Origin of the sequence: Roseobacter sp. HKCCA0434 (genome assembly GCF_032464675.1) — a bacterium.
Lineage (GTDB): Bacteria > Pseudomonadota > Alphaproteobacteria > Rhodobacterales > Rhodobacteraceae > Pontivivens.
Genome location: NZ_JAWDKL010000019.1, coordinates 23612 through 44172, shown reverse-complemented (window position 1 = coordinate 44172; position 20561 = coordinate 23612). Strand labels below are relative to the sequence as shown.

19 protein-coding genes and 1 tRNA gene are annotated in these 20561 nt (G+C 68.8%); 11 read left to right on the top strand and 9 right to left on the bottom strand.

Annotated elements, in window-relative coordinates; translation table 11 throughout:
• Positions 1-30 precede the first annotated feature (30 nt).
• The 3 genes from pheT to pheS are packed head-to-tail and all read right to left on the bottom strand — an operon-like array spanning position 31 to position 4021.
• Complete coding sequence (gene pheT / locus RX333_RS12345) at positions 31-2499, bottom strand: phenylalanine--tRNA ligase subunit beta (protein WP_316015252.1); 2469 nt, start codon at positions 2497-2499, stop codon at positions 31-33.
• Positions 2496-2942, bottom strand: a complete 447-nt coding sequence (locus RX333_RS12340) for an ASCH domain-containing protein (protein ID WP_316015251.1) — start codon at positions 2940-2942, stop codon at positions 2496-2498. Before RX333_RS12340 ends, pheT begins: the two co-directional genes overlap by 4 nt.
• On the bottom strand, positions 2939-4021 hold the full coding sequence (gene pheS, locus RX333_RS12335) for a phenylalanine--tRNA ligase subunit alpha (protein WP_316015250.1): 1083 nt from the start codon (positions 4019-4021) through the stop codon (positions 2939-2941). Before pheS ends, RX333_RS12340 begins: the two co-directional genes overlap by 4 nt.
• A 120-nt stretch (positions 4022-4141) precedes the next feature.
• On the opposite strand from pheS, the gene RX333_RS12330 reads away from it, so the two are divergent.
• The gene (locus RX333_RS12330) at positions 4142-4717 is read left to right on the top strand and encodes an HD domain-containing protein (protein WP_316015249.1); all 576 of its coding nucleotides are present in this window, start codon (positions 4142-4144) and stop codon (positions 4715-4717) included.
• Here RX333_RS12330 and aspS read toward each other — a convergent pair.
• Together aspS and RX333_RS12320 are read right to left on the bottom strand one after the other, a co-directional pair.
• Positions 4704-6476, bottom strand: a complete 1773-nt coding sequence (aspS, locus tag RX333_RS12325) for an aspartate--tRNA ligase (protein ID WP_316015248.1) — start codon at positions 6474-6476, stop codon at positions 4704-4706. The genes RX333_RS12330 and aspS overlap by 14 nt on opposite strands.
• An 80-nt stretch (positions 6477-6556) precedes the next feature.
• Positions 6557-7000 carry a nucleoside deaminase gene (locus tag RX333_RS12320; protein WP_316015247.1) on the bottom strand — a complete coding sequence of 148 codons (444 nt, stop codon included), beginning with the start codon at positions 6998-7000 and terminating at the stop codon, positions 6557-6559.
• Between the two features lie 122 nt (positions 7001-7122).
• Here RX333_RS12320 and RX333_RS12315 point away from each other — a divergent pair, with 122 nt between their 5' ends.
• Positions 7123-8031, top strand: a complete 909-nt coding sequence (locus tag RX333_RS12315; protein ID WP_316015246.1) for a pseudouridine synthase — start codon at positions 7123-7125, stop codon at positions 8029-8031.
• Between the two features lie 147 nt (positions 8032-8178).
• On the opposite strand, the gene glyA is transcribed toward RX333_RS12315, so the two are convergent.
• Positions 8179-9474 carry a serine hydroxymethyltransferase gene (gene glyA, locus RX333_RS12310; protein WP_316015245.1) on the bottom strand — a complete coding sequence of 432 codons (1296 nt, stop codon included), beginning with the start codon at positions 9472-9474 and terminating at the stop codon, positions 8179-8181.
• A gap of 338 nt (positions 9475-9812) precedes the next feature.
• Between glyA and RX333_RS12305 the strand changes: the two genes are divergently transcribed.
• The 7 genes from RX333_RS12305 (at position 9813) to RX333_RS12275 (ending at position 13342) form a co-directional block, all read left to right on the top strand.
• Positions 9813-9888 (top strand) — tRNA-Glu (locus RX333_RS12305).
• Between the two features lie 189 nt (positions 9889-10077).
• Positions 10078-10581: a YbjN domain-containing protein gene (locus RX333_RS12300; protein WP_316015244.1), complete on the top strand. Its 504-nt coding sequence runs from the start codon at positions 10078-10080 to the stop codon at positions 10579-10581.
• Between the two features lie 22 nt (positions 10582-10603).
• The gene (gene proC, locus RX333_RS12295) at positions 10604-11425 is read left to right on the top strand and encodes a pyrroline-5-carboxylate reductase (protein ID WP_316015243.1); all 822 of its coding nucleotides are present in this window, start codon (positions 10604-10606) and stop codon (positions 11423-11425) included.
• A gap of 12 nt (positions 11426-11437) precedes the next feature.
• Positions 11438-11863 (top strand): phasin family protein, encoded by a 426-nt coding sequence (locus RX333_RS12290; RefSeq protein WP_316015242.1) that lies wholly within the window; start codon positions 11438-11440, stop codon positions 11861-11863.
• A complete protein-coding gene (locus tag RX333_RS12285) occupies positions 11860-12201 on the top strand; it encodes a tRNA-binding protein (RefSeq protein WP_316015241.1) in 342 nt (113 codons plus the stop codon). Before RX333_RS12290 ends, RX333_RS12285 begins: the two co-directional genes overlap by 4 nt.
• Positions 12201-13142 (top strand): D-glycerate dehydrogenase, encoded by a 942-nt coding sequence (locus RX333_RS12280; protein ID WP_316015240.1) that lies wholly within the window; start codon positions 12201-12203, stop codon positions 13140-13142. The genes RX333_RS12285 and RX333_RS12280 overlap by 1 nt, the downstream gene beginning before the upstream one ends.
• Positions 13139-13342 (top strand): SlyX family protein, encoded by a 204-nt coding sequence (locus RX333_RS12275; RefSeq protein ID WP_316015239.1) that lies wholly within the window; start codon positions 13139-13141, stop codon positions 13340-13342. Before RX333_RS12280 ends, RX333_RS12275 begins: the two co-directional genes overlap by 4 nt.
• Positions 13343-13568: 226 nt before the next feature.
• On the opposite strand, the gene RX333_RS12270 is transcribed toward RX333_RS12275, so the two are convergent.
• Both RX333_RS12270 and RX333_RS12265 read right to left on the bottom strand, forming a co-directional pair.
• Positions 13569-13880: an SH3 domain-containing protein gene (locus tag RX333_RS12270; protein ID WP_316015238.1), complete on the bottom strand. Its 312-nt coding sequence runs from the start codon at positions 13878-13880 to the stop codon at positions 13569-13571.
• On the bottom strand, positions 13877-15553 hold the full coding sequence (locus tag RX333_RS12265) for an iron ABC transporter permease (protein ID WP_316015237.1): 1677 nt from the start codon (positions 15551-15553) through the stop codon (positions 13877-13879). Before RX333_RS12265 ends, RX333_RS12270 begins: the two co-directional genes overlap by 4 nt.
• Before the next feature lie 178 nt (positions 15554-15731).
• Between RX333_RS12265 and RX333_RS12260 the strand changes: the two genes are divergently transcribed.
• The gene (locus RX333_RS12260) at positions 15732-17363 is read left to right on the top strand and encodes an alpha-D-glucose phosphate-specific phosphoglucomutase (protein WP_316015236.1); all 1632 of its coding nucleotides are present in this window, start codon (positions 15732-15734) and stop codon (positions 17361-17363) included.
• 4 nt (positions 17364-17367) lie between these two features.
• Positions 17368-19269: an alpha-amylase family protein gene (locus RX333_RS12255; RefSeq protein ID WP_316015235.1), complete on the top strand. Its 1902-nt coding sequence runs from the start codon at positions 17368-17370 to the stop codon at positions 19267-19269.
• 4 nt (positions 19270-19273) lie between these two features.
• Here RX333_RS12255 and RX333_RS12250 read toward each other — a convergent pair whose 3' ends face one another.
• Positions 19274-20515, bottom strand: a complete 1242-nt coding sequence (locus tag RX333_RS12250) for a Glu/Leu/Phe/Val dehydrogenase (RefSeq protein WP_316015234.1) — start codon at positions 20513-20515, stop codon at positions 19274-19276.
• Positions 20516-20561 lie beyond the last annotated feature (46 nt).

Below are 20561 nucleotides of genomic sequence, written 5' to 3'. Positions count from 1 at the left end.
CGGGGCCTTCGCGATCTGCCCGAACGCCGATCAGCCCCGCAGGGTGCCGCCCGTCGCCTTCTGCACGGCGGCGACGACCTTTCCGCCCACCGCCTCGATCTCCTTGTCCGTCAGCGTCGCCTCGCGCGGCTGCAGACGCACGGCGATGGCGATGGACTTGCGCCCCTCCCCCATCTGCGCCTCGGCCTTATCGCCTGCGAACACATCGAAGACGCTGACATCCTCGATCAGCTTCTTGTCGGCGCCCTTGGCAGCGCGCACCAGCTTGTCCGCCTCGACATCCGCATCGACGACGAAGGCGAAGTCGCGCTCGACCGCCTGCAACTCGGCGAGGTCCAGCGCCGGGCGGGTCGCACTCTTCTGCTTGGGGAAGGGCACGTTGGCCGGGAACACGGTGAAGGCCACGACCGGCCCCTTCAGGTCCATCGCCGCGACCACCTTCGGGTGCAGTTCGCCGAACACGGCGAGCGGGTTCTTCGGTCCCAGCCCCAGCACGGCAGAGCGGCCCGGGTGGAACCACTCGGGCGCATTGCGCAGCGGCATCAACCGCTCCACCGGCGCACCGATCTCGGCCAGCACCGCCTCCGCATCCGCCTTCGCGTCGTAGAGGTCGACGGCCCGCCGCGTACCGTGCGGGTTACGCGGGGCCACCTGCCCGACCCGCAGGCCGGTCAGCATCAGTTCCTCCTCGCCCGGCTCCCCGCCGGGGAACGCCATGCCCGCCTCGAACAGCGCGAGGTCCGCGAACCCGCGCGCCTGGTTGCGCGCCGCGGCGGCCATCAGGCCGGGCAGCAGCGTCGGGCGCATGTGGCTCATCTCGGAGCTGATCGGATTCTCCAGCCGCACCGCATCGGTGCCGCCGCCGAACAGCGCCGCCTCCTCCTGCTTGATGAAGCTGTAGGTGACGCATTCGTTGTAGCCGAGCGCGGCCGCCTGCCGTCGTGCCGTGGCCACACGCGCCTGCATCGGCGTCAGCACGGGCTTCGGCACCCCGGCCGCCTCGCGCGGCATGGGTTTGCCTTCCAGCTTGGTCAGCGAGGCGACGCGCGCGATCTCCTCCACCAAGTCGGCCTCGCCCTGCACGTCCGGTCGCCAGGATGGCACGCCGACGCTGATCTCGCCTGCCTCGGCCAGCGGCGCGGCGGGCGACAGCGCGGCCATCGCCGCGGCGATGGTGCCCGGCTGCTCGCAATCGAAGCCGAGTGCTTCGAGAATGCGGATCTGCTCGGCGCGCGGGATCTCCATGCCGACGAGGCTGACGACCCGGCCCGGATTGAGCGTGTAGCGTCGCGCCGTATCGGGGATCTCGCCCGCCTCGACGACCTCGGACGCCTCGCCGCCGCAGATGTCGAGGATCATGCGCGTCGCCAGTTCGATGCCCCACGCGACCGAAGCCGGGTCCACGCCCCGCTCGAACCGATAGCGCGCATCGGAATTGATCTTGAGCGCCCGGCCCGTATGCGCGGTGCGCACCGGGTCGAACCAAGCGCTTTCCACGAAGACGTCGGTGGTGGCTTCGGTACAGCCCGAATGCTCGCCGCCCATGATGCCGCCGATCCCCTCGGGGCCGTTCCCGTCCGCGATGATCGTCATGCCGGGGCTGAGCGCATAGTCCTTGCCGTCGAGCGCGAGGATGCTCTCGCCCTCACGCGCGAAGCGGACCTCCAGATCGCCCGCGACCTTGGCCGCGTCGAAGACGTGCAGCGGACGGCCGCGGTCATAGGTCACATAATTGGTGATATCGACCAAAGCCGAGATCGGGCGCAGTCCGATGGCGATCAGGCGCTGCTGCATCCATTTCGGGCTCGGCCCATTCGTGACGCCGCGGATGTGCCGCCCGTGAAAGACGGGGCAGGCCTCGTCCACGACCTCGCCCGCGAGCGTCACGCCGATGGGGCTGGCATAGCCACCCGAGACGGGCTCGATCCCGGCGGGCTTCAGCTTGCCCAGCCCGCGTGCGGCGAGGTCCCGCGCGATCCCGCGCACGCCCAGCGCGTCGGGGCGGTTCGGGGTGATGGCGATCTCGATGGTCGGGTCGTCCATGCCCGCATAATCGATATAGCGCTGGCCGACCTCGGCATCCTGCGGCAGCTCGATGATGCCGTCATGCTCGTCCGACAGCTCCAGCTCCCGCTCGGAGGCCATCATGCCATAGCTCTCGACGCCCCGGATCTTGCCGACCTGGATGGTGGTGTCGATGCCGGGCACGTAATCGCCGGGCTGCGCCACGACGACCTTGATCCCCGCGCGCGCGTTGGGCGCCCCGCAGATGATCTGCTGCTCGCCCTTGTGGGTCTCGACCGTGCAGACGCGCAGGCGGTCGGCGTCGGGATGCTTCTCCGCCGCCTTGACGTAGCCGATGCGGAAGGTGCCGAGCCGCGCGGCGGGATCGTCCACGCCCTCGACCTCCAGCCCCAGATCGGTCAGCGCGTCGAGGATTTCATCGAGGCTCGCCTCGGTGTCGAGGTGGTCCTTCAGCCAGTTCAGCGTGAATTTCATGGCCGTTCTCCGGTAATCGTCGTCTCTTCTGTCGCGGCGAGGTCCTCGATCAGGTCGAACCGCTCCCAGACCAGCATCATGTCGGGCGCGAAGCCGCCATTGCGCGTGAAGTAAGCCTCGTGCCCCGCGCGCCATCCGGCGAGGTCGTCGTCCTCGCCCTCGGCCAGCGCCATCTCCTCGCTCACCTCGTCGAAACGGCAGGTGCGCAATTCCCGCGTCTCGATGACGAAGGCGGGCATGCCGTCATGCTCCAGCGCGATGTCGCGGCGCCCGACGGTCGGCATCGCCTCGGCCCCGGATTCGTAATCGCGCAGCGCGCCGCAGGTCGCCCGCTTCGCCCCCGACCGCACCAGCGCGTTCAACTGGTCGGTCAGCGCCTTCCCGTCCCCGAAGGTGAAGGTCTGCGCGCCGGGATAGCGCGCGCGCAGGGCGTCGAGGCTCATCGGTTCACGCCACGCGCGAGCGTCGGCACGTCGAGCGAGCCGAAGCCGTAATGACGCAGCCAGCGCAGGTCGCTGTCGAAGAAGGCGCGCAGGTCCGGAATTCCGTATTTCAGCATCGCGATCCGGTCGATCCCCATGCCGAAGGCGAAGCCCTGCCATTCGGTCGGGTCGATCCCGCCGGCCTCCAGCACCTTGGGGTGCACCATGCCCGAGCCCAGGATCTCCAGCCAGTCGTCGCCCTCGCCGATCTTCAGCTGACCGCCCGCCCAGGAGCAGCGGATATCCACCTCGGCGCTCGGCTCGGTGAAGGGGAAGTGCGACGCACGGAAGCGCAGTTCGACCCCCTCCACGTCGAAGAAGGCACGGCAGAACTCCTCCAGAGTCCACTTGAGGTTCGCCATCGAGATGTCGCGCCCCAGTGCCAGCCCCTCGACCTGGTGAAACATCGGCGTGTGGGTCTGGTCGTAATCGGCACGATAGACCCGGCCCGGACAGATGATCCTGAGCGGCGCGCCGCGATCCTGCATCGAGCGGATCTGCACCGGCGAGGTATGGGTGCGCAGTACGTGTGGCGGACGCTGGTCGCCCTCGGCCCGCGCCATGTAGAACGTGTCCATCTCCGCCCGCGCGGGGTGATGCGAGGGGATGTTGAGCGCGTCGAAATTATACCAGTCGGTCTCGATCTGCGGGCCTTCGGCGACCGAATAGCCCAGATCGGCGAAGATCGCCGTGACCTCTTCCATCACCTGCGGGACCGGATGCAGCGTGCCCTGCTGACGCGGGCGCGGCGACAGGCTGACGTCGAGCCACTCGGTCCGCAGCCGCTCGTCGAGCGCGACATCGGCCAGCGCCGTCTTGCGCGCGATCAGCGCCGAGTTGATCTCGTTCTTCAGGGCGTTGAGCGCGGGACCTGCCGTCTGCCGCTCCTCCGGCGTCATCTTGCCGAGTTCCCGCATCTTCAGCGCGACCTCGCCCTTCTTGCCGATCGCGCCGACACGGACCTGTTCGAGCGTCTGCTCGTCCGAGGCATCGGCGATGCGGGTCAGCCAGCTCTGGCGCAGGGTGTCAAGATCGGTCATGTCGGGCCTCTGTCGGAACTCGCGCCGGGGGTATCATATGGCCGTCGGAATGCAAGCACGGGCGGGGTTGCGGCGGCCCGCCGCTTTGCCATGCTGTCCGCCTGACAGGGAGCCGCCATCATGCCGCCTGACCGCCTCACCGCCCTTCTCGACTTCGTGCAACGCGCCGAGGCGCTGAAGGACACGCTCCGCTCCGGCCACACGGCGGGCGGGCGGCGCGAAAGCACGGCGGAGCACAGCTGGCGCCTGTGCCTGATGGTGCTGACCTTCCGAAAGGAACTCCACGGCATCGACCTCCTGCGCCTACTGGAGCTCTGCATCCTCCACGACCTCGCCGAGGCCGTGCATGGCGACGTCCCCGCGACCGAGCAGCGCGAAGGCGACGACCGGGCGGAGCGGGAGAGGCGCGCGCTGGAACAGCTGACCGACGGCCTGCCCGCAGATGTTGCCGACCGCATCCGCGCTGCCGCCGCGGAATACGAAGCGGCAGCGACGCCCGAGGCCATCATGGCCAAGGGCTTCGACAAGATCGAGACGATGCTCCAGCACCTCGCGGGCGCGAACCCGCTCGATTTCGACTACGCCTTCAACGTCACCTACGGACGCGCCGCCACCGACCGCCACCCGCTGCTCCGGGCCATCCGCGCACCGGTTGAGGCGGAGACGGCCCGTCGCGCGAGTCTCAGTCGGTCTTGATGACCCGCAGATTGAGCTCGCGCAGCTGCTCGTTGGTCGGCTCCGAAGGGCCGCCCAGCATCAGGTCCTCGGCGCGCTGGTTCATCGGGAACATGATGACCTCGCGGATATTCGCCTCGTCCGCCAGCAGCATCACGATCCGGTCGATACCGGCCGCGCAGCCACCATGCGGCGGCGCGCCGTATTTGAATGCTCCCAGCATCCCGCCGAAGCGTTTCTCGACCTCCGATGCGGGGTAGCCCGCGATCTCGAACGCCTTGAGCATGATCTCCGGCTTGTGGTTGCGGATCGCGCCCGAAATCAGCTCATAGCCGTTGCAGGCGAGATCGTACTGGTAGCCCAGCACCTCCAGCGGATCGCTATTCAACGCGTCCATCCCGCCTTGCGGCATCGAGAACGGGTTGTGCGAGAAGTCGATCTTCCCGTCGTCGTCCTTCTCGTACATCGGGAAATCGACGATCCAGGCGAAACGGAAGCTGTCCTTGTCCGTCAGGCCCAGCTCCTCCCCGATCACATTGCGCGCGCGGCCCGCGACCCCCTCGAACGCGTCGGGCTTGCCCCCGAGGAAGAAGGCCGCGTCACCGACATCGAGGCCGAGCTGCTGGCGGATCGCCTCGGTCCGCTCGGGGCCGATATTCTTGGCCAGCGGCCCCGCCGCCTCCATCCCGTCGCCCTGATCGCGCCAGAAGATATAGCCCATCCCCGGCAGCCCCTGTTCCTGCGCAAACTTGTTCATCCGGTCGCAGAACTTGCGGCTGCCGCCCGTCGGCGCAGGAATGGCGCGGACTTCCGTCCCCTCCTGCTCCAAGAGCTTGGCGAAGATCGCGAAGCCCGAGTCGCGGAAATGCTCGGACACGTCCTGCATCTCGATCGGGTTGCGCAGGTCGGGCTTGTCCGAGCCATACTTGGCCAGCGCCTCGGCATAGGGGATGCGGGGCCACTCGGCCTCGACCTTGCGATCGCCGCCGAACTCCTCGAACAGACCTTGGATCACCGGCTGGATCGTCGCGAACACGTCCTCCTGCTCGACGAAGCTCATCTCCATGTCGAGCTGGTAGAAATCCGTGGGCGAACGATCGGCGCGCGGATCCTCGTCGCGGAAGCAGGGCGCGATCTGGAAGTACTTGTCGAAGCCGCCGACCATGATCAGCTGCTTGAACTGCTGCGGCGCTTGGGGCAGCGCGTAGAACTTGCCCGGATGCAGACGGCTGGGCACCAGGAAGTCGCGCGCGCCCTCGGGGGAGGACGCCGTGATGATCGGCGTCTGGAACTCGTTGAAATCCGCGTCCCACATCCGCTTGCGGATCGACTTCACCACGTTCGAGCGCAGGATGATGTTGTCGTGCAGGCTCTCGCGCCGCAGGTCGAGATAGCGGTACTTCAGCCGCGTCTCCTCGGGGTAGTCCTGATCGCCGAAGACGGGCAGCGGCAGTTCCTCCGCCCGGCCCAGCACCTCCATGTCGCGGATATAGACCTCGATCTCGCCGGTGGGGATGTTCGGGTTTACCAACTCGGGCGCGCGCGCCTTCACCGTGCCGTCGATGCGGATCACCCATTCGGAACGGACGCGCTCCAGCTCCGCGAAGACCGGGCTGTCGCCATCGGCCAGCACCTGCGTCATGCCGTAATGGTCGCGCAGGTCGATGAACAGCACGCCGCCATGATCGCGCACACGGTGCACCCACCCGGCGAGGCGCACGGTATCGCCCACATTGGCGGCGGGCAGGTCGGCGCAGGTATGGCTACGATAGGCGTGCATCATCATCTCCCGAAAGATGGGCGGTTGCGGACCGGACGGATACACCGTGCCGGGCGGGCGAAGTCAAGGGATGCGGCACGTTACCGCCGTCCCGCGAAGAACTCCCGCAACAGGGCCGCCGCCTCGCCCTCGGCAATGCCGGGATAGATCTCGGGCCGGTGATGCGCCTGCGCGCGGTCCAGCACGCGCGCCCCATGCGCCACCCCGCCCGATTTCGGATCCTCTGCCCCGTAATAGAGCCGCGCGATCCGGGCGGCGGCGATCACGCCCGCGCACATCGCGCAGGGCTCCAGCGTCACGTAGAGATCGGCGCCCGGCAGCCGCTCCTGCCCCAGCGCCGCGCAGGCCGCGCGGATTGCCAGCATCTCGGCATGGGCGGAGGGGTCGTTCAGCTCGCGTGTCCGGTTGCCCGCCGCCGCGATCACCTCCCCGCCCAGCACCACCACCGCGCCCACGGGCACCTCGCCACGGGCGGCGGCGGCGCGGGCCTCGTCGAGAGCATGATGCATGTAGCTGCGGAACATGCCCCCTCCCTGCCCTGCCCGACAACGCGCGTCTACTTCTTCTTCGTCCCAAATATCCCCGCCGGAGGCTCCGACACCCGCCACCATTGCGCCGGACGGGGCGGAGGCGTAAGCGTCCCAGCATGAGCAAGGACACACCAGAGGGCGAGCGCATCGCCAAGCGGATCGCGCGCGCGGGCCGCGCCTCGCGCCGGGAGGCGGAGCGCCTGATCGAGGGCGGACGCGTGCGCGTCAACGGCCGCATCATCGACAGCCCCGCGCTGAACGTCACCGATGCCGACCGGATCGAGGTCGACGGCCAGCCTCTGGCCGAGAAGGAGGCCCCCCGCCTCTGGCGCTATTACAAGCCCGTCGGCCTCGTCACCAGCGAGCGGGACGAAAAGGGCCGCGCCACCGTTTTCGACCGCCTGCCGCCGGAATTGCCGCGCGTGCTGAGCATCGGACGGCTCGACCTCAATTCCGAGGGGCTGCTGCTGCTCACGAACGATGGCGAGTTGAAACGACGGCTGGAACTGCCCTCGACCGGCTGGACCCGCAAGTACCGGGTGCGCGCCAAGGGCCAGCCGACCGAGGAGACGTTCAGGCCGCTGGAGCGCGGCATCGTCATCGAGGGCGAGCGGTTCCGCCCGATGTCGGTCACGCTCGACCGACAGCAGGGCGCGAATTGCTGGATGACCATCGCGCTAAAGGAAGGCAAGAACCGCGAGATCCGCCGCGCGCTGGCCGAAGTGGGGCTCGAGGTAAACCGCCTGATCCGCACCAGCTACGGCCCCTTCCAGCTCGGCGAGATGGAGCCGGGCGCGGTCGAGGAGATCAAGGGCAAGGTCCTGCGCGACCAGCTGGGCCTGAAATCCGAACCGCAGGCCGTCCAGCGCGCCAAGCGCACAGCCGAAGCCGCCGCGCGCGCCGGGGCGAAACCGGGTGGCAAGCCGGGCGGTCGCGGCCCCACCGGCAGGCCCGGCCCTAAGCCCGCCGGGCGCGGCGGCAAACCCGCCGGCGACCCGTCGCGCAGCCTGCGCAAGAAGCGGTAAAGACTCGAGAGCATGGGTATCATCTAGCGGCAGCCCGGCGGCACCGCCGGGCAGCCCCCGACCGCCCCCCCGGGCGGGGGCTTCACCCCCACCCGCGGTCGGGAACTGCCCTCATCGCTCAATTGCTAAGCGGCTCCGTTCGAAGACCTAGAGCCCCGGATAGATCGGGAAGCGGTCGCACAGTGCCTTGACCTTGGCGCGCACCGCGGCCTCGACCTCGGCGTTGCCGTCCTCGCCATTCGCGGCCAACCCGTCGACGACCTCGACGATCAGGTTGCCGATCTCCTCGAACTCCGCCTCGCCGAAGCCGCGCGTCGTGCCCGCGGGCGTGCCGAGCCGGATGCCGCTCGTCACCGTCGGCTTCTCGGGGTCGAACGGCACGCCGTTCTTGTTGCAGGTGATGTGCGCGCGGCCCAGCGCCGTCTCGGTCGCATTGCCCTTCACGCCCTTGGGCCGCAGGTCGACCAGCATCAGATGCGTATCCGTCCCGCCCGTCACGATGTCGAGCCCGCCTTTCATCAGCGTCTCGGCCAGCTTCTGCGCGTTGCGGATCACCTGCGCCTGGTAGTCCTTGAAGCCGGGACGCAGCGCCTCGCCGAAGGCCACGGCCTTCGCCGCGATCACGTGCATCAGCGGGCCGCCCTGGATGCCGGGGAAGATGGCGGAGTTCACCTTCTTCGCGATCGTCTCGTCATCGGTCAGGATCATGCCGCCGCGCGGGCCGCGCAGGGTCTTGTGCGTCGTGGTCGTCGCGACATGCGCGTGCGGGAACGGCGAGGGGTAATGCCCCGCCGCGACCAGCCCGGCGAAATGCGCCATGTCGACCAGCAGCCACGCGCCGACGCTGTCCGCGATCTCGCGCATCCTGGCGAAGTCGATGATCCGCGGAATGGCTGAGCCACCGGCGATGATCATCTTCGGCTGATACTCGGTGGCGAGCCGCTGCACCTCGTCATAGTCGAGCTCGTTGTCCTGGCGGCGCACGCCGTACTGGACCGCGTTGAACCACTTGCCCGACTGGTTCGGTTTCGCCCCGTGGGTCAGGTGCCCGCCCGCGTCGAGGCTCATCCCCAGGATCGTGTCGCCCGGCTGCAGCAGGGCGGTGAACACGCCCTGGTTGGCCTGGCTGCCGGAATTGGGCTGCACATTGGCGAAGCCGCAGCCGAACAGCTCCTTCGCGCGGTCGATGGCGAGGTTCTCGGCCACGTCGACATATTGGCACCCGCCATAGTAACGCCGCCCCGGATAGCCCTCGGCATATTTGTTGGTCAGGACCGAGCCCTGCGCCTCCATCACGGCAGCGGAGACGATGTTCTCCGACGCGATCAGCTCGATCTCGTCGCGCTGGCGGCCCAGCTCGTCGGTCATGGCGGCGAACAGCTCCGCATCGCGGGTGGACAGGCTCTCGGTGAAGAAGCCCTCGTCGCGGGTGGTCTCGGTCATCGGTATATCCTCGACATGGATGGGACGTATGCCGACAGCGGATACAGCACGCCCCGCGGCTTGGAAACAGGACGAACGACAGGTTCTGGCGGCATTGCGGCACGTGGCGCGTTCCCATCGGAAACCTGCACCCCGTCCCGCGACGGGTCGGGCGCGACAGCGATCGCCGCAATCCCGTCCTCTCGCGCGTTTCAGGCGGGCATTGCCAACCGCATCGGCCGAATCGCGCGCCCGGACGACTTTCGACGAAAAACCCGTAAATTCCCGCTTGCACCCCCCCGGCGATTCCCCTAATTACCCGCTCACAGCGCGGCGAGGCTGACCACTCGCCACCGGATGCGCCCTTCGTCTAGTGGTCTAGGACGCCGCCCTTTCACGGCGGAAACACGGGTTCGAGTCCCGTAGGGCGTACCACTTCCACCCTGCATCCCCGCGGATCGCCACGGCCGAAATGCGCGCCGTCGTGATTTCTTCGCTTTACAACCCTGCGGAACGCTCACACGATATCTTGTGTGGGCGCGGCAATGCACGCGCTCATATCGAGCAGCTCACAAGCCCTTGCGGGCATGTCCGGCGAGGGCGCACCACGAAAGGGAGCGCAGCATGACCACGCTGGACCATTATCTGACTGCCGAGGATGCCGACCCCATCGACATCGTCGAGACGCTGGCCTCGCATCGCGACTGGGATTTCGACCGTGTCGCCGACAACCAGATCGCGATGGGCATCGAGGGCACGTGGCAGACCTATTCGCTCAGCCTCGCCTGGTCGCCCTATGACGAGACGCTGCGCCTCGTGTGCACCTTCGAGATGGAGATCCCCGACGATCGCCGCCCCGCCGTGCTGGAGGTCATCGACGGCGCGAACGACTGCATCTGGAACGGCAGCTTCACCACCTGGCCCGACCAGAACATGATCGTGTTCCGCTACGGGCTGAACCTGGCGGGCGGGGCGTCCGCCTCGGGCGCGCAGATCGACGACATGATCGCCGCCGCGATCCATGCGTGCGAGCGCTACCTGCCCGCCTTCCGCCTGTCGCTGGAGGCGGACGCCTGTCCGCAGGCGGCTCTGGGCATCGCCATGTCGGAAGCGTATGGTCGAGCCTGAGAGGCAACGACCGGAGCGCTGTATGACACTCGAGACGATCGACCGCCGCGGCCTTGTCCTGCTGGGCTGCGGCAAGATGGGAACCGCCATGCTCGAAGGCTGGCTGTCGCGGGGAATCAGCCCCGCCTCCGTCACGGTGATCGACCCCTACCCCTCCGCCCGGCTGGAGGCGCTGCAGGAAGAAGGGCTGCGCCTCAATGCCGAGCTGCCGCAGGACCCCGCAATCTGCATCCTCGCGGTCAAGCCGCAGATGATGTCGGACGCGCTTCCGCAGATCAGCGATCTGGCGCGCGGCGGTACGATCTTTCTCTCGATCGCCGCGGGCACGCCGATTTCCTATTTCGAGGACATGATCGGGCGCAGGGCCGTGATCGTGCGCGCCATGCCCAACACGCCCGCCGCCGTCGGGCGCGGCATCACCGCCATCGTCGGCAACGCGGCGGCGGGGGCGGACGCGCTCGACATGGCCGATGAACTGTTGCGCGCCGTCGGCCAGACCGTGCGGCTCGACAACGAGGGGCAGATGGATGGCGTGACGGCGCTGTCGGGCTCCGGCCCGGCCTATGTCTTCCACATGATCGAGGCGATGGCCGCGGCGGGGGCCGAGGTGGGGCTGCCCGCCGAGCTGTCCATGAAACTCGCCCGCGCGACCGTGGGCGGTGCCGGCGCCCTGGCCGAGGAGGCGGACGAGACGCCCGACCAGCTCCGCGTCAACGTCACCTCGAAGGGCGGCACGACCGCCGCGGCGCTCGACGTGCTGATGAACGAGGAAACCGGACTGAAACAGTTGATGGCCCGCGCGATCCGCGCCGCGGCCGATCGCTCGAAGGAACTCGGGCAATAGGAGGAGACCCCCATGACCAACAGCTTCAACCCGTTCGATCCCGAGGCGATGATGGCGATGATGAAGCAGATGCCCTTCGCCGACATGATGGCGCAGATGCCCGGCATGGACGCCTCCGCCTTCACCCAGATGCAGGAACGCAACATGGAGGCGTTCCGCGCCGCCAGCACCGCGGCTTCCGAGGCCTACCAGCAGCTCTTCGCCCGGCAGGTCGAGTTGATGCAGTCGATGATGAGCGAGGCGAAGGCCAGCGCCGATGCCGCCCGCGACCCGTCGCGTGCGCATGAGATCATGCAGGCCGGTATGGAGAAAGCCATGCAGCACGCCTCCGAACTCGCCTCGGAAACGCAGAAGGCCAATGCTCGCGCGTGGGACATCGTCTCCACCCGGATGCGCGAATCGATGGCGGAGCTTCAGGACATGGCGAAGCGGACGTGAGCGACACGATTTCCTTCGACGAATTCCTCAAGGTCGACGTTCGGGTCGGCACGGTCAGACGTGCCGAACCCTTCCCCGAGGCGCGCCGCCCGGCGATCAAGCTCTGGATCGATTTCGGCGACGAGATCGGCCAGCGCAAGTCCTCCGCCCAGATCACCGCGCATTACGATCCCGACGGCCTGGTCGGAAAGCAGGTCATGGCCGTGGTGAACTTCCCGCCCCGCCAGATCGGCCCCTTCATGTCCGAGGTCCTGGTGCTTGGCCTGCCCGACGATGACGGGGAAATCCGGCTCGTCGGCCCGGACGGCCCGGTGCCCACGGGCGGACGCCTGCACTGATGCGCCTCTTCGTGACGCGACGCCTGCCGCAGCGGGTGATGGAGCGCGCCCGCGACATGGGCGCCGATCTGCATGACAGCGACGAGGTGCTCGACGCGGACGCCCTGCGCGCCGCCTTGCGCGACTACGACGCGATCCTCTGCACGATCGGCGACCGTTTCGACGCGGACCTCTTCGCCACTGATGTCCGCACGAAGCTGCTCGCCAATTTCGGCGTCGGCTACAACCACATCGACGTGGAGGCCGCGCGTGCCGCCGGCGTCACCGTCACCAATACGCCCGGCGTGCTGACCGACGCGACCGCCGATCTCGCCATGACGTTGATGCTGATGGTCCTGCGCCGCGCGGGCGAAGGCGAGCGGATGGTCCGCGCGGGCGACTGGTCCGGCTGGACACCGACCCAGATGCTCGGCCGTGGCGTCACCGGACGCACGCTCGGCATCGTCGGCATGGGCCGGATCGGCCAGGCGATGGCGGCGCGCGCGCATCACGGCTTCGGCATGGAGATCGTCTACTACAACCGCTCCGCCAAGGATCTGCCCTTCCCCGCCCGCCGTCTCGACACGGTCGAGGCGGTCGCCGCCGGGTCGGACGTGGTGGCGCTGCACGTCCCCGCAGGCCCCGAGACACGGCATATCTTCGGCGCGCACGCCATCGCTTCCATGCGACCCGAGGGCGTGCTGGTCAACACCGCCCGCGGCGACGTGCTGGACGAGACGGCACTGATCGCCGCGCTGCAAGAGGGTCGTATCGGCGGCGCGGGACTGGACGTCTACGAAAACGAGCCGACCGTCCCGAACGCGCTGCGCGCCCTCGAAAACGTCGTGCTGCTGCCGCATCTGGGCTCCGCCACGCTGGAGGTGCGCGAGGCGATGGGCATGATGGCGCTCGACAACGTCGCCGCGCATGTGGAGGGCAGAGACCTGCCGAACCCGGTATGACCGACCTGACCCGCATCGAGGAAGCGCTGGCCGACGCCCTGCGCACGGTCGAGGAGCTCAACGAGGTCGTGACCGATCAGGCGAGCCGGATAGAACTGCTCGAACGCCGAGTCGCCCTCCTGATGCAGCGCGCGGCGGAGCAGGAAGCCGACCAGCTGACCGGCGCCCCGCTGGCGGACCAGAAGCCACCGCATTGGTAGGTGGCGAGCCGCGCATCGCCGAGCCGCGGTGCCATAGCTAGACTGCACCAAGCCGCGCATCGCTGGGCCGCGGCACGGCGATCGTCAGTTGGAGCGGAGCGCTTTATGGCTGCCAAGTCCGCAAGAGCTCTGAATGTCGCGCCTCCATCAGCCAAATCGCCGTGCCGGGGGGCGGCCCGGCGATGCGCGGCGGCCTGCGGCCTTGATTCCGCGCTTGGTGTGCTGGTCAGACCAAGCACCACTCCGGCACCCAGCCCTCACCCCGCGCGCCACTGCACCAGCGCCAGCCGTGCTGCGCGGGACCGGCCTCCACCTCTTCCCCAGCCTTCACCGTCAGCTCCAACGCCGAGTAGTCGCGTAGCGCCCGCCCTCTGGCCACCAGATCGTCCGGCACCCAGCCCACACGCTCGCCCGCCTCGGCCCACAACCAGCGATGCCTATCCCAGATATCCTCGCGCCCGGTCAGCCGCACCGCCTCCCCCGCCCGCAGGCGGATCGGGTCCGCATAGCTCGCCGTCCAGTCCGCTATGACTCTCACGCCACCTTGCCCGCGGCGGCCGCGTCCGGGCGACGGCGCGGCTTCGGATCGCGCCGCTCCCCGATCGAGCGGCAGACCAGGATCACCGGCAGCAACCCGAACGCCACGATCACAAGGCTCGGCAGCGCCGCCTGCGCCAGCCGCTCGTCCGAGGCGAGCCGATGCGCCTGCACCGCCAGCGTGTCGAAATTGAAGGGCCGCATGATCAGCGTCGCGGGCAACTCCTTCATCACATCGACGAAGACGATCAGCAGCGCCGTCATTACCGTTCCCTTCAAGAGCGGCACATGCACGCCCAGCAGCACCCGCCCCGGCCCGCGCCCCAGCGTGCGCGCCACAGCGTCGACGCTGGGCGCGACCGTCCCCATTCCCGCGTCCAGCGCCGACAGCGCGGCGGCCATGAAGCGCGACATGTAGGCGATGACCAGCAGCCAGATCGACCCAGTGAACAGCAGCCCGGTGTCGATCCCGAAATTTGCCTCCATCACCCCGTCGATCAGGTTGTCGAGCCGGGCGAAAGGCACCAGCAGTCCCACCGCGATCACCCCGCCCGGCACGGCATAGCCCAGCCCCGCCACCAGCGTCAGCGCCGTCGCGGCCCGTCCCGCCCGCAGCCGTGCGGCGAAGGCGATCAGCAGCGCGCCCGCCACCGTCACCACCGCCGCCGTACCCGCAAGGATCAGCGAGTTCGCCATGAACATCCGGTAACGCGGGTCGAGCAGGCTCTGGTTCGCCTCCGACGCCATCAGCCCCAGCATGGCCACCGGAATGACGAAACCGGCGAGGATCGGCACCGCACAGGCGGCGCAGGCCAGCCCGCCCCGCCAGCCAGTCAGCTCGGTCGCGTCCATCCCCGCGAGCTTTCCCGCCAATCCGCGCATATGCGCCCGCGCCCGCCCGCGCTGGATGCGCTCCAGCGCCGCGAGCAGCAGCGCGAAGCTCAGCAGGCACAGCGCGAGTTGCGCCGCCGCCGCCCGGTCTCCCATCGAGAACCACGCCTGGTAGATGCCGGTCGAGAAGGTCTGCACCCCGAAATAGCTGACCGTGCCGTAATCGGCGATCGTCTCCATCACCGTCAGCGCCACGCCGCCCGCGATGGCGGGCCGCGCGATCGGCAGGCTGACCCGCCAGAACGCGCGGAACGGCCCCTGCCCCAGCGTGCGCGCGGCGAGATAGGCGCTCGCGGATTGCTGACGGAACGCCGCGCGCGCCAGCAGGTAGACGTAAGGGTAGAGGCAGATCACCAGCATCGCCGCCGCCCCGCCGGTGGACCGCACCTCGGGGAACCAGTAGTCGCGCCGCCCCCACCCGAACAGTTCGCGCAGGCCCGTCTGCACCGGGCCGGGATAGTCGAGCAGCGTGGTATAGGCATAGGCAAGCACGTAGGCCGGGAAGGCCAGCGGCAGCGCCAGCGCGATCTCCACCAACCGCCGCCCCGGAAAGCGGTAGAGCGTGACGAGCCATGCCGCCCCCGTGCCCAGCACCGCCGTGCCGGTGGCGACCAGCACCACCAGGATCAGCGTCGTCATGGCGTAGCGCGGCAGCACCGTCGCAGCGAGCCCGCGCCAGGTCTCCAGATCGCCCAGAAGTGCTGCGATCACGGCGGCGACCATCGGCAGCACGCACAGCGCGGCCACCGCCCAGCCTGCCCGGATCATGCCCCTGTCGCCCATCTCGCCCCTTGCCGATACCCGACCGTCGCGCTCGGGAATACCCCGCCCGGCGGGCGGGGGCAAGCGCAGGCCCCATGACGGCGGCCGCTTGTGCCCTATCCTTGCGCAGAACCCGCGCGTCGGTCAGGCTCTGACCGGACTGCCGCAGGCCCCGGACGCCGAAAAAGGATACCAGACGATGACCACCACCACAGTCGAGACCCGGCCCATCGGCGGGCAGAAACCCGGCACCTCCGGCCTGCGCAAGAAGACCAAGGTGTTCATGTCGCCGCACTACGTCGAGAATTTCGTGCAGGCGATCTTCAACGCGATCGGCGGGGCCGAGGGCAAGACCTTCGTGGTCGGCGGCGACGGGCGCTATTTCAACGAACAGGCGATCCAGGTCATCCTGCGCATGGCCGCGGCCAACGGGGCCGCGCGCTGCATCGTCGGCATGGGAGGGCTGCTGTCGACGCCCGCGGCCTCCAACCTCATCCGCATGCGAGAGGCCGATGGCGGGCTGATCCTGTCGGCCAGCCATAACCCCGGCGGGCCGGACGAGGATTTCGGGATCAAGTACAACACCGCCAATGGTGGCCCCGCGCCCGAAGGCGTGACCGCCGCGATCCACGAGGCGACGCAGGGCATCACCCAGTTCAAGCGACTGGAAACCCACGATGTCGACCTGTCGCAGACGGGCGAGAAGACGATCGGCGACATGACGGTCGAGGTCGTGCACCCGGTCGCGGAATACGCAGCCCTGATGCAGGTCCTCTTCGATTTCGACGCGATCCGCGACCTCTTCGCCTCCGGCTTCACCATGCGGTTCGACGCGATGCACGCGATCACCGGCCCCTACGCGACCGAGATCCTCGAAGGCCAGCTCGGCGCGCCCGCGGGCACCGTGATGAACGGGACACCGAAGCCCGATTTCGGCGGCGGCCATCCCGACCCGAACCCGGTCTGGGCGCATGAGCTGATGGACGTGATGATGGCCGACGACGCGCCCGATTTCGGCGCGGCCTCCGATGGCGACGGCGACCGCAACATGATCCTGGGCCGCGGCATCTACGTCACCCCCTCCGACAGCCTCGCCGTGCTGGCCGCCAACGCGCATCTGGCGCCGGGCTACGAGGACGGGCTGACCGGCGTCGCCCGCTCCATGCCCACCAGCCGCGCCGCCGACCGCGTGGCCGAGAAGCTCGGCATCCCCGCCTTCGAGACGCCGACCGGCTGGAAATTCTTCGGCAACCTGCTCGACGACGGGCAGGCGACGCTCTGCGGCGAGGAATCCGCCGGCACCGGCTCCGACCACGTGCGGGAGAAGGACGGCCTCTGGGCGGTACTCCTGTGGCTCAATATCCTCGCCAAGCGCGGGCAAAGCGTCGCGGAAATCCTGCGCGAGCATTGGGCCGAATACGGGCGCAACTACTATTCCCGCCACGACTATGAGGGTGTCGACGCCCCGGCGGCGGAGCGGATGATGGACGACCTGCGCGCCCGTCTGCCCGAGCTGCCGGGCCAGACCTTCGCCGGGCTGACGGTCGAGGCGGCGGACGATTTCGCCTATACCGACCCGGTCGACGGCTCGGTGGCGGAAAAGCAGGGCATCCGCATCCTGCTCAGCGACGGCGCGCGCATCGTCCTGCGCCTGTCGGGGACCGGCACGGTCGGCGCCACGCTGCGCGTCTATCTCGAACAGGTGGAGGAAGACCCCGCCCGCTTCGACCGCGACCCGCAGGCAGCCTTGGCGGACGTGATCGCGGCGGCGGAGTGGATCGCGGGCATCCAGGACGCGACGGGCCGCGACGCGCCGGACGTGCGGACCTGAGCGGATGCTGACCGAAACGGCCAAAGACGCGCTCGCCGACCTGACCGGAGCGGACCGCGATCTGTTCTCGCTGCGCCTCGACCGCTCGGCCGACGACCTGTTCGCCCCGTTCGACCGGCTCTACGGGCACCAGCCGAACCATGCCGAGGCGCGCGCGCGTCTGATCGACGTGCTCGCGACCCGCTGGGCATCGCGGCCCGCCGATCTCAAGGCGCTCGACCTCAAGCGCGATCTGGAGCCGGACTGGTTCCTGCGCCCCTCGATGGTCGGCTACGTGTTCTACATCGACCGGTTCGCTGGCAAGCTGCGGGACGTGCCCGATCACCTCGACTATCTCGAAGAGCTCGGCGCGACCTACGTGCACCTGATGCCCTGCCTCAAACCGCGCGAGGGCGACAACGATGGCGGCTATTCCGTGCAGGACTACCGCCAGATCGACCCGCGCTTCGGCACGATGGCGGATTTCGAGGCCCTCACCGCCGCCTTTCGCGAGCGCGGCATCTCAACCTGCATCGACCTCGTCCTGAACCACACGGCCCGCGAACACGAATGGGCCGAACGCGCCCGGGCGGGCGACGCGAAGTATCAGGCCTATTACCGCCTGTTCGACGACCGCACGCTGCCCGATCGCTACGAAGAGACGTTGCTGGAGATCTTCCCCGAACAGGCGCCCGGCAACTTCACCTGGGACGAGGCGATGGGCAAATGGGTCTGGACGACCTTCAACACCCATCAGTGGGACCTGAACTGGGAAAACCCCGACGTGATGGTCGAGATCGTGGACATCATGCTCGACCTCGCCAATCGCGGCGCCGAGGTGCTGCGCCTCGACGCCGTCGCCTTCATGTGGAAGCGGATGGGCACCCAGTGCCAGAACCAGCCCGAGGTGCACGACATCCTTCAGGCCCTGCGCGCCGCCTGCTGCATCGCCGCCGCGGGCGTAATCCACAAGGCGGAGGCCATCGTCTCCCCCGTCGATCTGATCCCCTATCTCGGCGCGGGGCGGCACACGGGCAAGGTCGGCAACATCGCCTATCACAACAGCCTGATGGTGCAGTTCTGGTCCGCACTCGCCAGCCGTGACACCGGGCTGATGACCCGCGTGCTGACCGACCATTTCCCGACCGGCCATCAGAACGCGACCTGGGGGACCTATCTGCGCTGCCACGACGATATCGGCTGGGCGATCACGGACGAGGACGCGGGCGCGCTCGGTTTCTCGGGGGCTGCCCATCGCGATTTCCTGGCGGAGTTCTATCGCGGGAATTTCGACGGCAGCTTCGCGCGCGGCGTGCTGTTCCAGTACAACCCGGCCACGAACGACAAGCGCTCGAACGGCGCGCTCGCCTCGCTGGCGGGGTTGGAGGCGGCGACGACGGACGGCGCGCGCGACGACGCCATCGCGCGGATTCTCATGGGCCACGCGCTGATCGCCAGTTTCGGCGGCATCCCCCTGATCTACATGGGCGACGAGATCGGGCTGACCAACGACCACGCTTGGCGCGACCACTCGCGCGGCGAGGATGACAGCCGCTGGATCCACCGACCGCTGATGGACTGGGACGCCGCCGCGCGTCGCAGCGATCCCGATACTGTCGAGGGGCGCATCTTCGCGGGCGTGCAGGACATCATGGCCCGTCGCGCCCGCACGCCGCAGATCCACGGCGCCCGCCCGCGCGAGATCCTGCCGGTGCCCGCCCCCGGCCTCTTCGCCTTCCGCAGGCTTGGCAACGAGGCGCCGCTCATCTGCGTCTTCAACTTCGCCGAGCGCGAAGCCTTCGTGCATGGCGACTGGTGGCGGCAGGCGGGCGTGACCGACTGGCAGGACGTGCTGAACGCGCACGGGCCCGACTGGCAGGGCGACGCGATCCGCGTGCCGCCCTACGCGGCGATGTGGGTGGTCTGAGCGCTCAGAAGCAGCCGCCACCGCGCGCCGTGACCGCGTCGTCGAGCCTGCGCGCCGCCTCGATATAGGCGGCGGTGCGCAGGTCGCACTCGAACTCGGCGGCGGTCTCGCGCACGGCCTTTGCCCGCTCGGTCATCCGCTCTTTCAACCGCCGGTCGACCTCGTCGGGGGCGATGATCTCGCCCGACCGGCCCGCGACCCATTCCAGCCAGGACACGTAGACGCCACCCGCATTGGCCAGCACGTCCGGGGCGACCTCGATCCCCGCCTCGCGCAGGGCCTCGTCCGCCTCGGGAAGGACCGGGCCGTTCGCTATCTCGACGATGGCCTTGCAGTTGAGCTTGCCGACCATCTCCTCGTCGATCTGCCCGCCCAGCGCCGCGGGCACCAGCACGTCGCACTCGACCTCGAAGATCGCGTCGCTGTCGCGCGTATCGCCATCCATGTCCGCGACCGACCCGCCATCCTCCTTCGCCTTGTCGAGCGCGTCGGGGTCCAGCCCCTCCGGATCCACCACCGTCCCGCCACTATCGGCCACCGCGACGATCTTCCACCCGGCGTCGTGCGCGAACCGCACGAAATGCCGCCCGCCCGATCCGTAGCCCTGCACCGCGACCCGCTTCTCCCCGTCCGCGACGCCCAGCGCCTCGGCCAGTTCCTCCAGCGCCAGGAACGCCCCGCGCCCGGTGGCGGGCGCACGCCCTTCCAGCCCGCCCGCGACAGGCGGCTTGCCGGTCACGACGTCGGGGCTGTGCTGATGATGGAGCTGTCCCCAGTAATCCGCGATCCACGCCATCTCGCGCGCGCCGGTTCCGACATCGGGGGCGGGAATATCGCGCGCGGGGCCGAAGACACGCGCGTAATGTTCGACGAAGGTGCGGGTCAGCCGCTCCTTCTCCGCTAGGGTCAGATCGCCGTAATCGACCTGGATACCACCCTTCCCGCCGCCGAAGGGCAGGTGCATGACGGCGCATTTCACCGTCATCCAGAACGCGAGCGTCTGGACCTCGTCGGCATTGGTCGAATGGTGAAAACGCAGCCCGCCCTTCGTAGGCCCGAGCAGGTCGTCATAGCGGCAGCGCCAGGCCTTCAGCAGCAGCAGGCTGCCATCGTCCCGCCGCAGCGGCAGGGAGGCCGCCAGCGTCTCGCGCGGGTAGGACAGACGCTCCGCCAGATCCTCGGTCACGTCCGCCATCTTCATCGCGTCCACCAGACGCTGGCGTGCATTGCTCAGCTGGTCGCCCATCGTACCCTCCCGTCATTCGGTCGGGAGGGCAGGTGGGTCCGCCAGC

What these genes read in the sequence shown, in the direction of transcription:
- RX333_RS12275 (WP_316015239.1), top strand. Translation starts at nt 13,139, where the DNA reads ATGACCGACCTGACCCGCATCGAGGAAGCGCTGGCCGACGCCCTGCGC.
- glyA (WP_316015245.1), bottom strand. Translation starts at nt 9,474, where the DNA reads ATGACCGAGACCACCCGCGACGAGGGCTTCTTCACCGAGAGCCTGTCC.
- RX333_RS12265 (WP_316015237.1), bottom strand. Translation starts at nt 15,553, where the DNA reads ATGGGCGACAGGGGCATGATCCGGGCAGGCTGGGCGGTGGCCGCGCTG.
- RX333_RS12315 (WP_316015246.1), top strand. Translation starts at nt 7,123, where the DNA reads ATGAGCAAGGACACACCAGAGGGCGAGCGCATCGCCAAGCGGATCGCG.
- aspS (WP_316015248.1), bottom strand. Translation starts at nt 6,476, where the DNA reads ATGCACGCCTATCGTAGCCATACCTGCGCCGACCTGCCCGCCGCCAAT.
- RX333_RS12260 (WP_316015236.1), top strand. Translation starts at nt 15,732, where the DNA reads ATGACCACCACCACAGTCGAGACCCGGCCCATCGGCGGGCAGAAACCC.
- RX333_RS12320 (WP_316015247.1), bottom strand. Translation starts at nt 7,000, where the DNA reads ATGTTCCGCAGCTACATGCATCATGCTCTCGACGAGGCCCGCGCCGCC.
- RX333_RS12330 (WP_316015249.1), top strand. Translation starts at nt 4,142, where the DNA reads ATGCCGCCTGACCGCCTCACCGCCCTTCTCGACTTCGTGCAACGCGCC.
- RX333_RS12290 (WP_316015242.1), top strand. Translation starts at nt 11,438, where the DNA reads ATGACCAACAGCTTCAACCCGTTCGATCCCGAGGCGATGATGGCGATG.
- RX333_RS12250 (WP_316015234.1), bottom strand. Translation starts at nt 20,515, where the DNA reads ATGGGCGACCAGCTGAGCAATGCACGCCAGCGTCTGGTGGACGCGATG.
- RX333_RS12340 (WP_316015251.1), bottom strand. Translation starts at nt 2,942, where the DNA reads ATGAGCCTCGACGCCCTGCGCGCGCGCTATCCCGGCGCGCAGACCTTC.
- pheS (WP_316015250.1), bottom strand. Translation starts at nt 4,021, where the DNA reads ATGACCGATCTTGACACCCTGCGCCAGAGCTGGCTGACCCGCATCGCC.
- proC (WP_316015243.1), top strand. Translation starts at nt 10,604, where the DNA reads ATGACACTCGAGACGATCGACCGCCGCGGCCTTGTCCTGCTGGGCTGC.
- pheT (WP_316015252.1), bottom strand. Translation starts at nt 2,499, where the DNA reads ATGAAATTCACGCTGAACTGGCTGAAGGACCACCTCGACACCGAGGCG.
- RX333_RS12280 (WP_316015240.1), top strand. Translation starts at nt 12,201, where the DNA reads ATGCGCCTCTTCGTGACGCGACGCCTGCCGCAGCGGGTGATGGAGCGC.
- RX333_RS12300 (WP_316015244.1), top strand. Translation starts at nt 10,078, where the DNA reads ATGACCACGCTGGACCATTATCTGACTGCCGAGGATGCCGACCCCATC.
- RX333_RS12255 (WP_316015235.1), top strand. Translation starts at nt 17,368, where the DNA reads ATGCTGACCGAAACGGCCAAAGACGCGCTCGCCGACCTGACCGGAGCG.